10 protein-coding genes, 1 rRNA gene and 1 other annotated feature are annotated in these 14,705 nt (G+C 39.2%); of the genes, 1 reads left to right on the top strand and 10 read right to left on the bottom strand.

Annotated features, from left to right (window positions below):
• Positions 1–105: 105 nt before the first annotated feature.
• From PI85_RS21270 to pdxS, 6 genes are all read right to left on the bottom strand, one after another.
• Complete coding sequence (locus PI85_RS21270) at positions 106–1,704, bottom strand: amidohydrolase (protein ID WP_036121964.1); 1,599 nt, start codon at positions 1,702–1,704, stop codon at positions 106–108.
• A complete protein-coding gene (brnQ, locus tag PI85_RS21265) occupies positions 1,701–3,032 on the bottom strand; it encodes a branched-chain amino acid transport system II carrier protein (protein ID WP_036121961.1) in 1,332 nt (443 codons plus the stop codon). Before brnQ ends, PI85_RS21270 begins: the two co-directional genes overlap by 4 nt.
• A 109-nt stretch (positions 3,033–3,141) precedes the next feature.
• Positions 3,142–4,476: a sigma 54-interacting transcriptional regulator gene (locus PI85_RS21260; RefSeq protein WP_036121958.1), complete on the bottom strand. Its 1,335-nt coding sequence runs from the start codon at positions 4,474–4,476 to the stop codon at positions 3,142–3,144.
• A 142-nt stretch (positions 4,477–4,618) separates the two neighbouring features.
• Positions 4,619–5,899, bottom strand: coding sequence for a serine--tRNA ligase (gene serS / locus PI85_RS21255; protein WP_036121955.1), 1,281 nt, complete (start codon positions 5,897–5,899; stop codon positions 4,619–4,621).
• 153 nt (positions 5,900–6,052) lie between these two features.
• Positions 6,053–6,269, bottom strand: a binding site (T-box leader).
• A 49-nt stretch (positions 6,270–6,318) separates the two neighbouring features.
• Positions 6,319–6,882 (bottom strand): pyridoxal 5'-phosphate synthase glutaminase subunit PdxT, encoded by a 564-nt coding sequence (gene pdxT, locus PI85_RS21250; RefSeq protein WP_036121952.1) that lies wholly within the window; start codon positions 6,880–6,882, stop codon positions 6,319–6,321.
• A 1-nt stretch (position 6,883) separates the two neighbouring features.
• Positions 6,884–7,768, bottom strand: coding sequence for a pyridoxal 5'-phosphate synthase lyase subunit PdxS (gene pdxS, locus PI85_RS21245; RefSeq protein WP_036121949.1), 885 nt, complete (start codon positions 7,766–7,768; stop codon positions 6,884–6,886).
• A 103-nt stretch (positions 7,769–7,871) separates the two neighbouring features.
• Here pdxS and PI85_RS21240 point away from each other — a divergent pair, with 103 nt between their 5' ends.
• Positions 7,872–9,299 carry a PLP-dependent aminotransferase family protein gene (locus PI85_RS21240; RefSeq protein WP_080709339.1) on the top strand — a complete coding sequence of 476 codons (1,428 nt, stop codon included), beginning with the start codon at positions 7,872–7,874 and terminating at the stop codon, positions 9,297–9,299.
• Positions 9,300–9,316: 17 nt separating this feature from the next.
• Here PI85_RS21240 and asnB read toward each other — a convergent pair whose 3' ends face one another.
• From asnB to rrf, 4 genes are all read right to left on the bottom strand, one after another.
• Positions 9,317–11,152 carry an asparagine synthase (glutamine-hydrolyzing) gene (gene asnB / locus PI85_RS21235; protein ID WP_036121946.1) on the bottom strand — a complete coding sequence of 612 codons (1,836 nt, stop codon included), beginning with the start codon at positions 11,150–11,152 and terminating at the stop codon, positions 9,317–9,319.
• Positions 11,153–11,252: 100 nt separating this feature from the next.
• Entirely contained in the window at positions 11,253–12,584 is a 1,332-nt protein-coding gene (locus PI85_RS21230; RefSeq protein WP_080709340.1) for a D-alanyl-D-alanine carboxypeptidase family protein, read from the bottom strand.
• A 141-nt stretch (positions 12,585–12,725) separates the two neighbouring features.
• Complete coding sequence (guaB, locus tag PI85_RS21225) at positions 12,726–14,189, bottom strand: IMP dehydrogenase (RefSeq protein WP_036121944.1); 1,464 nt, start codon at positions 14,187–14,189, stop codon at positions 12,726–12,728.
• Between the two features lie 303 nt (positions 14,190–14,492).
• Positions 14,493–14,608 (bottom strand): 5S ribosomal RNA (rrf, locus tag PI85_RS21220).
• Positions 14,609–14,705 lie beyond the last annotated feature (97 nt).

Below are 14,705 nucleotides of genomic sequence, written 5' to 3'. Positions count from 1 at the left end.
AAAGAAAAGAGGGTGCCTCCTAGTGAGACACCTTCTTTATTATATTTAAGGGAATGGCGATATATATGAAATGTGTCGTAGCAGCGACAGCATCTATATAGATACTTAATGTGTAGCTTGCATCGTTGATTGTCCAAAAACGCATTCGCCCTCAATATATGTAGCGAATGGCTTTACATGCATAAGCTGGTCATGCGAAATAGAAAGAATATCATCCGTTAGTACAATAAAATTAGCCTCATAGCCTTCTTTCAGTTGACCAACGTTCTCCATACGAATCATTGTCTTAGCATCCGCTGTATACAATTGTAATGCTTCCTCTACAGAGATTCGTTCAGCGGCACCTAGATCGGACCCATCATAGGCCATACGAGTAACAGCCGCCTGCATCGTGACAAATGGATTAGCCGCTTCTGCCCATGATGTTGCAGGCGCATCTGAGGATAAGGCTGTTGCAATCCCTCGCTGTAAGAATGTTTGAACTCCATATAATGTCTGTGTTTTTTCCAGCCCTAGATTTTCTAAATAACTTTCAATTTCGCAGAAGAGGAAGATTGGTTGTGGCACAAATCCTATGCCCCATTTGGCAGCCTTTTGCAAAGCACTTGCTGAAGGCATCGCTGCATGTTCGATACGCACAGAAGGCGCATCGTTTAACCACGCTTTTTCCTCATAAAAAGTATTGACAATTAAATCAATAGCTCTGTCCCCCATCGCATGAACTACTAGCTGAATGCCATGTTCTTTTGCTACAGCCGCAGCTGCTAGTAGCTCCTCTTTTGAAGTCATAGCAATGCCTCGCTCCTCTCCTCCCAAAAATGGCTCGGAAACAAGCGCTGTTCGACCTGAAACACTCCCGTCAGAAAACAACTTAATGCCTCCAATATAAGCGCCTGCTGAACGGTCCAAATTGTCCGCTGTTAAAAGCTCATAGTTTTGAACAGCCTCCCAAATATAATAGGTGGCAACACGTTGCTTAAAGCCTTTTTCACGGGCTTTACGATACAGGGTTAAATAATCAATAGGCATCACAGTAGCCATTAATTCGGTAATACTTGTCACACCATAGGATGCTAAGGTCTGTGATAGCTTTAGCAGTCTTGTTACAATTTCATCCTCTGATGGCGTCGGTAAATGCTGTAATACGAGGTTCCGTGCATTTTCACGAAGTACACCAGTCGGATCGCCATTTTCATCACGATCAATTTGCCCGCCCTGTGGATCGGGTGTATCTTTCGTAATACCTGCAATGGCTAAGGCTTTACTATTGACCGATATGATATGGCCACAAGTACGCATAACAATGATAGGAAGCGCCGTGGATGCGCGGTCTAAATCTTCTTTTAGAGGGGCTCTTCTTTCGTTCAGCTTTCCTTCATCATAGCCCCATCCTAAAATCCAACCACGTTGACTAGCATCATATTTCTCTAGTGCAACAAGCATATCTTCAATCGAATGAATATGTGGAGGTAAACAGGCCACCTGCTCCAAAACATCAGCTAACATAATCGGATGCATATGCGCATCAATAATCCCTGGAATAATGACCTTGCCCTGTCCATCGATGATATCACCTTGGTAAGCAGGTAAGTTTTCCTCCCGTCCAATCCATAGAATTTTTCCACCTTTAATAACCATGGCTGTTGCCATCTGCTGATTAGTATCTGCTGTATAAATTTTTGCATTTCGAATAATTTTCATCATTTTTCAACTCCTATTTCTTCCATACCGAAAGTTGATTTCTCCGGATTTTCTGCTTTAAGCACTCTATGCAAGAAGGCGCCTAAAATAAAGCCAATAATAGATGGGACAGCCCAGGCAAATCCACTCGATTGTAATGGTAAATGTAAGATCAACTTTGTCACCCCGGGTATCGTAATTCCATAGCTAGAAATTGTTTCAACAACACTTACTAAAAAAGCAAATAATACGGTTCCTTTATAAGCTCCTGCATTGGGCACAAGACGATCAAATGCTCCAAGCAACACAAGTACGATAATGACTGGATATATAACCAAGAAAATGGGCAGTGTAATTTCTACGATGGCACCTACTCCTAACGAACCGATTGTTGCGCCCACTATACACATAATCAACACCCATGTTTTATAGCCAAGCTTTTCTTTCGTTAATTCGTTTAAAAATTGTGATGAGATAACCATGACTCCTATTGCGGATGTTAGACAGGCGAACACAACACAAATAGCCAATAGCGCTTTCCCCAAGTTTCCAATCACACGATAAGCAATACTTGCTAACAGCTCTGTATCACTACCTGGATTCGTGATGATACCGCTACTTGTGGCACCTAAGTAAAGCAAACCTCCATAAACGGCTATTAAGCCTATCGCGGCTATAGCCATTCCTCCGAGTGCGACTTTTTTAGATTGTTTACCCTTATAGCCATAGCTGACAATCGCTGCCAGAAAAATGGGTGCACAAAGAATACCTGTTCCAACATCTCCCGTCTGATAGGCGGCTATAATGGCGTTGGCAAATACATTTTTTGCTTCCGTATGGACCGCTGCCCCGATCGGATCTAATACCCCTTTACCGATGAGAATAATGAGTATGATAACGAGAACTGGCGTCAACCATTTCCCAATTTTATCGATGACATTTGATTGATCCATAGCAAAATAAAAGCAAATTGCAAAGAATGCCAGCACTGACACTAGTAAAGGTATAGTAGGAATAATTTGCGATACACCTAATTCATGTGTGGTCGCTGACATCCTTGGTATTGTGACAACCATTCCGATACAAACCATCATGACCGTGTTAAATGCTTTATAAAACCAGTTTCCGATTGGCCTTGTGAGCGCTTCCACTGTTCCCCCAGTGTTATAAATGGCATACACCGCAAGTACAGGTAGAATAACACCTGTTAAGCTAAAGCCCATCAATGCAGAAATCCAAGAGACCCCTGCACTGTTTCCTATGGACGGTGGAAAAATTAAATTACCTGCACCAAAAAATATGGCGAATAAAGCTAGCCCGACTATGATCGTATGCTGCATAATTTTAGACATGTCCTCAGCCCCTTTATCACTGATTTACATAAGATTTATTTAAATAATAAAAAATTTTAAAACATGAAAAAAGGAGATAAATTTTTATCCCCTTTTTGTAAAAAAAATTTTACAGCAGCTCATATTTTAAACATTTATATTTCAAAAGTTGACGTGAAATTCCTAAACGACGGGCTGTCTCTGCTAATCGTCCATCGGTTTCTCGTAGTTTTTCAGCTATAATAAGACGTTCGTAGGCCTCTGTTAAATCACGTAAATGACCGGATTGGCTCACTTGCATTAGTAGATGAGCAGGTTGTTGGATATTTTTTTTAATTCTCTCCGGCACATGCTCAACGCGAATTTCATTGCCCGTTAAATTATTGTAGGCTGATTCCAGAGCATTTTTTAACTCGCGTACATTACCAGGCCAATGATAGGCATAAAATAATTGCAGTACCTCATCACGATAGCTCACATTTTTCTGTACAGTATGTTCATTATAAAATTGTATATAAAAATCTAGAATGGCCGGAATGTCTTCCTTCCTCATACGAAGTGGTGGCAAATCAATCTGTAGGACATTTAAGCGATAAAATAAATCCTCCCGTAATCTTTTCTCGACTAAAAGTTTATCTACATCCTCATTGACCGTCGTAATATAACGAATATCCAAAGACTCACCATTTAACATATTTATATCCACCGCATGTAACAGTTTTGCCTGTAAAGATGCATCAAGCAAATTAAGATGATCGATGAGTAATGTTCCACCATTGGCCTCCTGTAATTTCCCACATTTCTCTTCATTTTCTGAGCCATATAGCTGTGGAAAGATATTATCCTCCGTTAATATTGAGCAATTCAGTGTAATAAATGGTTTTGTATAGCGCTCACTCTCATTGTGAATACCTTGTGCAATAATATCTTTTCCTGTCCCTGTTTCCCCTGTCAATAAAATAGGAGCATTTTTCTTAGCACTACGGCGTGCCTTATCGAGCTGCTCCTTCATGTCCGCGTTTGTTGTAATAAAATCCTCTAGGCGATACGTCGTGTGATTATCTCTATATAGTTTATGTCCCAGGAAATTATCTAAGTATTTTATTTGCTTACTTTCATAAAAATGCTTTGAAAATTCAATTGCACCAACGGATTTGCCCTGTTCCATTATTGGATAGGTTGAACTTAGTGATAAGTAACTAAAACCATTCAAGGTTGTTAATTGTTGTTCGTAATATAAAATTGGTTGTCCCGTTTGTAATACTTTAAAAACGGTACTTGTTTCAGGTGATAAATTTTGATAATTATCAGTTACAGTACTGTGAAAAAATTCATCTGGTGTTAAGCCGATTTCCATTAATATATTTAAATCTGCTAAATCATAAAATATTGCACAGCCTTTATCGTCAGTAATTAAGACATTGTCAAATTCATTTAAAGCCTGAGCAAATTGCTGTAGATCCATGAATTTCTCCCCCTTGTCCCCATGAATATTACCCATTATAACGAATTTTCAAAAATTATGAGAGCTATCAATTTTGGAATTGAAAAAAGGCTATTTTAGATTACCGTGTAAAGGTTCATCTAAAATAGCCTTGATCAGTTGTTTATTTTGGGGCAATTACTTCTTTGCCACCCATATATGGTCTTAAAACCTCAGGAATCACTACGCTTCCATCAGCTTGTTGATAGTTTTCTAGTAGAGCGGCAACTGTACGACCAATCGCAAGCCCTGAACCGTTTAATGTGTGGACATATTCTGGTTTTGCATTTGGGTCACGACGGAAGCGAATATTTGCGCGTCGTGCTTGGAAGTCCTCAAAGTTTGAACAAGAAGAAATTTCACGGTACATATTTTGTGCTGGAATCCAAACTTCTAAATCATATTTTTTCGCAGCAGTAAAGCCTAAATCGGCTGTACACATTTTTAATTTACGATATGGTAAGCCTAGTAATTGTAGTACCTTTTCAGCATGACCCGTTAACAGCTCTAACTGCTCATATGACTCCTCAGGTTTTACAAAACGAACTAATTCCACTTTGTTAAATTGGTGCTGACGGATTAAACCACGTGTATCACGACCGGCAGAGCCCGCTTCTGAACGGAAACATGCACTGTATGCAGCAAAACCTTGTGGTAAAGCTTCAGCAGTTAAAATTTCATCACGGTAGAAGTTTGTTACTGGTACTTCCGCCGTTGGAATCATGAAATAATCTGTTTCCTCTAATTTAAATACATCTTCTTCAAACTTAGGTAGCTGTCCAGTACCTGTTAAGCTATCGCGATTTACAATCACAGGTGGCAGCATTTCCTCATAGCCATGCTCTTCTGCATGTAAATCCATCATAAATGTCATCAACGCACGTTCTAAGCGTGCCCCAAGACCGCGGTAGAATAAGAATCGGCTACCAGTTACTTTGGCGCCACGTTCAAAGTCCACAATTTTTAGATCTGTAGCTAGATCCCAGTGTGCTTTAATATCAAAATCAAATGCTGGAATTTCACCCCATGTATATTCCTCAACATTGTCATCTTCTGTCGTACCCACTGGTACAGATTCATGAGGAACGTTCGGCAGGCGCATCATCATATCTTTAAAGCGATCTTCCACATCATTTAATTGAACATCAAGTTCTTTAATTTCATCGCCCACTTGACGCATACGAGCAATCACTTCATCTGCGTTTTCTTTGTTGCGCTTCATTACAGAAATTTGCTCAGATACTTTATTTCGTTCTGCCTTCAGTTCTTCCGTTTTAGCAATTAGTTCACGACGCTTTGCATCTAAATTTTCAAAGTCATCCAAATTTCCTAAATCTTCATTACGTGTTAATAGCATCTCTTTAATTTCGGCGAAATTATCGCGCACGCGTTTAATATCTAACATCGATCATACCTCCAGTAGTTTCTTAATGATGGGGAATTGTTGCATCTTGTTTCTCTAACTTGATTCAGTGGTCATTTGAACATCAGAATAGAAAGCTCTGTAAAGGGGCAGCATTTTCTGATTCAAGATAAACACAAAAAAGCCCCCATCCCATAAAGGGACGAGAGCTACCCGCGTTGCCACCCTAATTGACTAGACACAATGTCTAATCCACTTATTTTATAACGGCATTCCAGCCGGCAGCAGCCTACTTCATTGACTTCGACTGTGCAACTCCAGGACGGATTCACAAGTGCCTTTATCAGCTTCCACCAACCGCTGACTCTCTAAAAAAAACGTGCTTGCTACTACTTCCCATCATCGTGTTCAGTTAATTAAATTTTAACCATACTGTACTATATGAAAACAAATTTTGCAAGTCATACCATAGATGCTACAAAATATTCAAGAATACGTGAGTCTGATGTTAATTCGGGATGAAATGAACAACCTAGTAAATGTCCATCCCGTGCTAAAATAATTTTACCTTCATGCTCGGCGAGAATTTCAACATCTTTTCCAACTGTCTCCATATGAGGTGCCCGAATAAAAACTGCTGGAATTGCCTTACCTATTTTAGGGATATCGAGTTTTACTTCAAAGCTGTCAACTTGGCGTCCATATGAATTTCTCGTAACTGTCACATCCATAACTGCTAAATGCGGTTCATCATTTACTAAAGTATTGGCCATTAAAATTAATCCTGCACATGTCCCAAACATGGGCAAACCTCGTTGCGCTAGCTCTCGTATAGGCTCTAGTAGGTCAGAACGATCCAACAACTTTCTCATAGTCGTGCTCTCACCACCAGGTAATACAAGTCCATCTAGTTTTATCAAATCCTGCTTCTGTTTTACTTCAACAGCTTCACAGCCAAGGTTTTCTAGCATGTGAACATGCTCTCGTATCGCCCCTTGTAAGGCTAAAACGCCAATTCGTTTCATCCTACCAGCCTCGCTCTTGCATGCGCTCATGCTGTCCAAGCTGTGCAATATCAATACCCTTCATGGGTACGCCGAGTTCCTTTGATAGTTCAGCAATGAGCTTATAATCCTTGTAATGCGTCGTTGCTTCCACAATTGCATGTGCAAATTTTTCAGGATTATCGGATTTGAAGATACCCGAACCAACAAAAATACCATCAGCCCCAAGCTCCATCATTAAAGCCGCATCAGCAGGTGTTGCCACACCTCCCGCTGCAAAGTTAACAACTGGTAAACGACCAAGATGTTTGATCTCTCTTAATAATTCAAAAGGTGCTCCTAGTAATTTTGCCTCTGTCATTAATTCATCCTCTGTCATACCTACTACTTTACGAACTTGGGCATTTACTTTACGAATATGTCGAACTGCTTCCACTATATTCCCTGTTCCTGGTTCACCTTTTGTTCGTAGCATAGCTGCTCCTTCACCAATACGACGGGCTGCTTCGCCTAAATCACGACAGCCACACACAAATGGTACGGTATAATCACTTTTTAATAAGTGATACTCTTCATCTGCTGGTGTGAGCACTTCACTTTCATCAATATAATCAACCCCCATTGCTTCTAAAACACGAGCTTCTACAATATGACCGATACGAGCTTTTGCCATCACAGGAATGGAGACTGCTCCTAGTACTTCCTCTACAATACGAGGATCTGCCATACGAGCAACACCCCCTGCTTTGCGGATATCGGAAGGTACTCTTTCTAATGCCATTACTGCTACTGCTCCTGCCGCCTCTGCAATTTTTGCTTGCTCAGCATTAATCACATCCATAATGACGCCGCCCTTTTGCATCTCAGCCATACCACGCTTCACCAAATTTGTACCTGTCTTTTTCATTGTCTAACCTCCACCTTTATGATGAAATTTAGTATAATAGAAATTGACCATATAAAAATATCCAGTTTTTTAAAAATTCATAGGGTCAGGGGGTTTTTAGCATATGGATATGCTTTTATTTCAGCTTGAACGGGATGGCGATAAACCGCTATATGATCAGCTATACAACGGCATTAAAGAAGCTATTATTACCAAAAAAATAGCAGTAGGCGAAAAATTACCATCAAAAAGAAAATTAGCCGATTTTTTGAATATTTCTCAAACAACGATTGAAATTGCCTATGCACAGCTTCTTGCAGAAGGCTATATTATGTCCAAATCTCGTGTAGGTTATTTTGTAGAAGAAATAGATGAACTACCCTATATCCAGCAGGACACGATAATCCCATTCAATGAGCAGCCTAAAAAAAAATCATACAAAATAGATTTTAATCCTGGTTCTATTGATATCGATGCTTTCCCATTTCAGATCTGGAGAAAATATGCAAAGGAGCTGTTTGATGAAGCCTCAAAGAAATTATTATTAACAGGGGAACCTCAAGGGGAGCTTTCTTTGCGAACTGAAATTGCGAATTATTTATATCAATCACGTGGAGTTGTCTGTAACCCCGAGCAAATTGTCGTTGGCTCTGGTACGGAGCAGCTTCTGCCTATGATTTTACGTCTTTTTAGTGATGATACATGCTTTGCATTGGAAAATCCAGGGTATCCGGCTGTGCATCGTATGTTCTCTCAGCATAAACGAAAAGTTTATCCTATTGCCGTTGACGAGGAAGGAATCATCATTCAGGAGCTAGAGCAAACACAAGCTAATGTTGTTTATATTACACCATCACATCAATTTCCTACTGGTGCAGTATTATCCGCTACTAGACGTGCACAGGCTTTAAATTGGGCGACACAAAGCCCATCTCGTTATATCATTGAAGATGATTATGATTCGGAATTTCGTTATACTGGAAAACCAATTCCTGCTCTACATGCTCTCGATAGAAACGATAAAGTCATTTATATGAGCACTTTTACAAAATCGTTAATGCCTTCTTTGCGCGTAGCCTATTTTGTACTTCCACCTCAATTACTTGCTACATATAATGATGTCTTTAATTACTATTCATCAACCGTCCCTCGGTTTGATCAACATATTGTTGCAAATTTTATGCATGATGGTCATTTTGCTAAACATCTTAACAGGATGCGTAAAGTTTATCGTAAAAAACATGATAAGCTTACTTCTATTTTAGAAAAATATTCATCATCCATTAACATGACTGGTGAGCAAGCAGGGATGCATATATTATTAGACGTTAAGCACAAGTTGCCGGAAAAACAATTACAACAACTTGCCTTCCAAGCAGGGATAGGTATTTATCCGTTATCTGATTATCGACTAGATTACGTTGAATCCTCGCAAGCACAATTTTTACTTGGCTTTGGGGGTATACCTGTTCATGTAATTGAACAATCGATCGAACAATTAATGGATTGTTGGGGAATACAAAAAAATCACCCATCTACTACAACCAAGTAGTAGATGGGTGACCCCCATTAGGATTCAATGAGTTGAATATGATAATGCTCAAACCAAGTATGAATTTGCCCTAGATATGCTAAAAGTTGAGGTCCCGCCATTAATTGTCCATACCATGGAATTTTGAAAGAGCTGCCTCCCGATTCTATTAGTTCCGTAAGTTTTTTATGCTCAAATAATTCATGTAAGATAGAGTTCTTATCTTTAAGAATTTCTCTTAACCATGTTTGCACACCTGCTGTATAAACTGGATGATATGTTTTAGGATATGGATTTTTTTTACGATACAATACTTCATCAGGCAATAAATGTGCCATGGACTTTCGAAGTAACCCCTTTTCTATGCCCTCTAAATCCTTCATTTCCCAAGGAATATTCCATGCATATTCTACAAGGCGATGATCCGCAAAAGGAACCCGCACCTCTAAGCTAGCTCCCATACTCATACGATCTTTCCGCTCTAGCAATGTCTGCATAAACCATTGTATATTTAAATAAAACATTTCACGATGTTTTACTTCTGCCGGACTTTCGCCATCTAGCAACGGGACCTCTGCAATCGTTTGCGTATATAGTTGCTGTGCATAGGATTCAATTTTTAATTTTTTATCCCACTTCTCTTGGAGTAATGCATTTCTTTCCGCCAATGATCGAATCCAAGGAAAACCCGTAGTTTTTTCTTTAAACCATGGATACCCACCAAAAATTTCATCTGCACATTCGCCAGATAGTGCTACAGTAAAGTCTCTTTTAATTTCTCGACAAAACCATAGTAACGAAGAATCAACATCTGCCATACCTGGTGAATCTCTAACTATAACCGATTCTACTAGTAAATCAATCAGCTGTTGCTGGGTTATTTCCTCTGCGTGATGTGTCGTCTTAAAAGTATCGGTCATTTTTTGAATCCAATACGTATCTGTTGAAGTTTGAAATGCATGAGGATTGAAAAAACGTTCATTATCCTCATAATCGATTGAATACGTATGCAACTTATTGTTTTGTTGTTGGAATCTATCTGCAGCAATCCCTGTAATAATACTAGAATCAAGACCTCCCGATAGAAATGTACAGATCGGTACATCCGAAACAAGCTGTCTTTCAATAGCATCCGTTAACAGCAAACGAACATGCTCAATCGTCTCTTGCAATGATTCTTCATGCTTGCGGCTTTGTAGCTGCCAATATTGCCACTTTCTTAACCCTTCTCTAGAGAAGCGCATTGCATATCCTGGTCGTAACTCCTCAATGTTTTGAAAAAGAGTCTTACCTGGAGCTCTAGAGGGGCCAACAGCCATCATGCTTGCTAATCCCTCCGTATTAATAGTAGCTTCAACCATTGGATGTGCCAGTAAAGCCTTTACTTCCGATGCAAAAAGAACTCCCCCCTGTTGCTCTGTAAAATAAAGGGGCTTCACACCTAATCGATCCCTACATAAAAAAAGAGATTGCGCCTGTTCATCCCAAATACCAAAGGCAAAAATACCATTTAGAAAGTCTACACATTGCTCTTTCCATTCAATATAAGCAGTCAATAGCACTTCGGTATCTGAATGTGTTGTGAAAGTATGACCTCTTTTTTGCAGCTCTTTGCGCAGCTCTTCCGTATTATAAAGTTCGCCATTATATGTAATGACATAGTTTACCCCATCATGTATTTTTTTCATCGGCTGCTTGCCACCTATTAAATCGATAACCGCTAACCGTCGATGGCCAAATGCAATATGTTCACTACACCAAATATTTTCATCATCTGGCCCTCTCTTGTTTAATGTTCGTGTCATTGCTTGCAAAACTTTTTCACTTGCTTTTAAATCCTGTTGAAAGCTAGCCCATCCAGTAATGCCACACATTTAACCACATCCTTTCGCCTATTAGCCTATGCTATTCGGGTCAAAAATGTGAAAAAGCACATGAATGTTTGTTATCATTCATGTGCTCTTTAATTAATGATTAGAATAGACCTCCAACGAAATCAGAAATCCCACTCCATAAATTGCCGAAGAAGTTCCCAACACCTTGGAAGAACAATGAGATACCGCTAGCACGCTCTACAGCCCCTGTAGTAACAATATCGGATGAAATATCCTTACCATCGATAAAGCCGTAATCTGTGCCCTCTGTGCGCTCAATAACGACCTTCCCTACAACAGTGTCTTTCTTAACTCCTGCCTCAAGACTCTTTTTATCTAAAATCAATTTAGGCTTATAGAGATCTTTATCAGAAGACTTGATCATAAATGAAATAGGTTCTTTTACAGCAATCTCTACTTTGTCTTCTTTACCTTTTGTCACTTTTACTGTTTTTTGATCTTTAAACGTATAGTTTGCTGGTAAAATCTCTTGTTTTGAGAATTGTGAAAAACCATAGTTAAATAATTTTGCTGTTGCATCAAAACGAGCTTTATATGACCCTTGTCCACTTGCATCAACAGCCTTCATGACCACTGCAATTAATCGAGTACCATTCCGTTCTGCAGTACCAGTGAAGCAATGGCCTGCAAAGTTTGTAGTACCAGTTTTTAATCCATCTACACCTTGATATTCAAAAACTAACCCTGGTAACATAAAGTTCCAGTTAGACATTTCAATGGCATCCTCTGTACCTTCACGGAATGTCTTTTTAGTAATTTGAGAAGTTTCTAATACCTTTGGGTGGTCCTTTAATAGATGGTAGGCAAGTTTTGCCACATATTTTGCAGGCATCACGTTCTCATCTTCTGGTCCTGTCCCAGCTGGTTGCATCCCAAAAAGATCAGCGTTATTTAGACCTGTAGCATTGACAAACTTATAACCCTCTAGGCCAAGTTCTTCTGCTTTTTTGTTCATTAATTTCAAAAATTCAGTCTCTGTTCCAGCAATTGTTTCAGCTATAGCAACAGTTGCAGCATTCGCTGAATAAATAGCCATTGCCTCGTACAATTCTCGAATCGTGTAGGAACCATCACGACGTAAAGGTACATTACTTAATGCACGATTTTGAGACATACGATACGTATAATCGGTTACGTGGTATTCTTGATCCCATTTAACTGTCCCTGCATCAATAGCGTCCAATAACAGGTATTCAGTCATCATTTTTGTCATACTTGCAATACCTAGTGAAGTATCTGCATTTTGTTCATATAAAATTTTTCCTGAATCTGCGTCAATTAAAATTGCAGCATCCACTGTTAGTCCTAAATCCGTCTCTGCACTTGCCTTTGCAGGAATACCTGCAAAAATACCAATTAATAAAACGGGAATTAGGAGTAAGCGTAATACGGTGTTCATTTTCTTTTTCACCTTGAAAGCCCTCCAAAAAATAATCTTGTCCTCGACATTTTATCATAGATATCAACATACGTGTTGACTCTCTACCATAAAAAAATGCTCTCGCGCCATCTTTGTAGACGATGCGAAAGCATAAAAGTTGCAAGTAATATATTACATGGAATAGTTTGGTGACTCTTTTGTAATCTGCACATCATGCGGATGTGATTCACGAAGACCTGCACCCGTCATTTTAACAAATTGTGCATTTTCTCGTAAATACTCAAGATGTGGTGCTCCACAATAACCCATACCAGCTCGGATACCACCAATCAGTTGATAGATTGTATCAGCTAATGGTCCTTTATAAGGAAGGCGACCTTCAATACCCTCAGGCACTAACTTTTTCGCATCCTCTTGGAAGTAACGATCTTTTGAGCCTTTTTCCATTGCTCCGATAGATCCCATACCACGGTATACTTTGAAGCGACGACCTTGGAAGATTTCTGTCTCTCCTGGAGATTCAGAAGTACCTGCAAGAAGTGATCCTAGCATTACAACATTTCCACCAGCTGCTAAAGCTTTCACAATATCGCCAGAGTATTTAATACCACCATCAGCAATAATTGTTTTACCAAGCTCACGAGCTACTGTAGCACAATCATATACTGCTGTAATTTGCGGTACACCTACGCCAGCCACAACACGTGTAGTACAAATTGAGCCTGGGCCAATTCCTACTTTAACAACATCTGCACCAGCCTCGAATAATGCACGTGAACCTTCTGCAGTAGCTACGTTACCAGCAATGATTTCTAGTTCTGGGTAAGTTTCATGGATTGAACGGATTGTCTGTAATACACCTTCTGAATGTCCGTGTGCTGTATCGATTACTACAATATCAACTTGTGCTTCTACAAGCTTCTCGATACGTACCATTGTATCCTTCGATACACCTACTGCTGCACCTACAAGTAAGCGACCATGTGTATCTTTAGCAGCATTAGGGAATTCAATAACTTTCTCGATATCTTTGATTGTGATAAGTCCAGTTAAGCGACCTTCTTCATCAACAATCGGAAGTTTTTCGATTTTATATTGTTGAAGAATTTTTTCTGCATCCTCTAGAGTCGTTCCAACAGGAGCTGTAATTAAATCTTCTTTCGTCATAACATCTTCAATTTTTAAAGAGTAATCAGAGATAAAACGTAAATCACGGTTTGTAATGATCCCTACTAGTTTTTGGTTTTCCATACTGTCAACAATAGGTACACCAGAGATTCGGTATTTACCCATTAAATGCTCAGCATCGAAAACTTGATGAGTTGGAGTTAAGAAGAATGGGTTTGTAATAACACCATTTTCAGAACGTTTTACTTTTTCTACTTGTTCAGCCTGTTCGTCAATACCCATGTTTTTATGGATAATACCGATTCCGCCTTGTCGTGCCATAGCAATAGCCATTTTAGACTCTGTAACTGTATCCATACCTGCGCTGATCATTGGAATGTTTAATTTAATCTTTGGTGTTAATTGAACAGATAAATCAACATCCTTCGGTAATACTTCGGAATGAGCTGGTACTAATAATACATCATCAAAAGTTAAACCTTCTTTGGCAAATTTAGTCTCCCACATTTTCGTAACGTCCTCCTATAGTTAAAAGAATATTAATTGTAAGATTAACAACGTGGACTGCTACTGTCAAGAAACTTATAAAAGAAAGACAATTCAGACTTTTAATCATAGCAAATTTTAATAGAAAATCCAAATAAATAGCTATATTAAAAACTACTAGCGACCATCTTATAGTTTTATGAAATCTTACAATTGAATCATTATATAATAATTGAGTTTTGTATAAAATCCTGTAATTTATGAAGCATTTCCTTAAGATAATAAAATAAAAAAACAGCCAGCACACAGCTGACTGCCTTTATTGCCTAGCGACGTCCTACTCTCACAGGGGGAAGCCCCCAACTACCATCGGCGCTAAAGAGCTTAACTTCCGTGTTCGGTATGGGAACGGGTGTGACCTCTTTGCCATCATCACTAGACTATTTTCGGCTTTCAATACACGGCATAAAACTGTGTCTTGAAGCTCTTTTTATTGAAAGGATTGTTCTTTCAAAACTGGATAAACGGTTCATTGAA

This window comes from Lysinibacillus sp. A1 (assembly GCF_000801965.1).
GTDB lineage: Bacteria > Bacillota > Bacilli > Bacillales_A > Planococcaceae > Lysinibacillus > Lysinibacillus fusiformis.
This window is presented reverse-complemented; position numbering and strand designations above follow the sequence as displayed.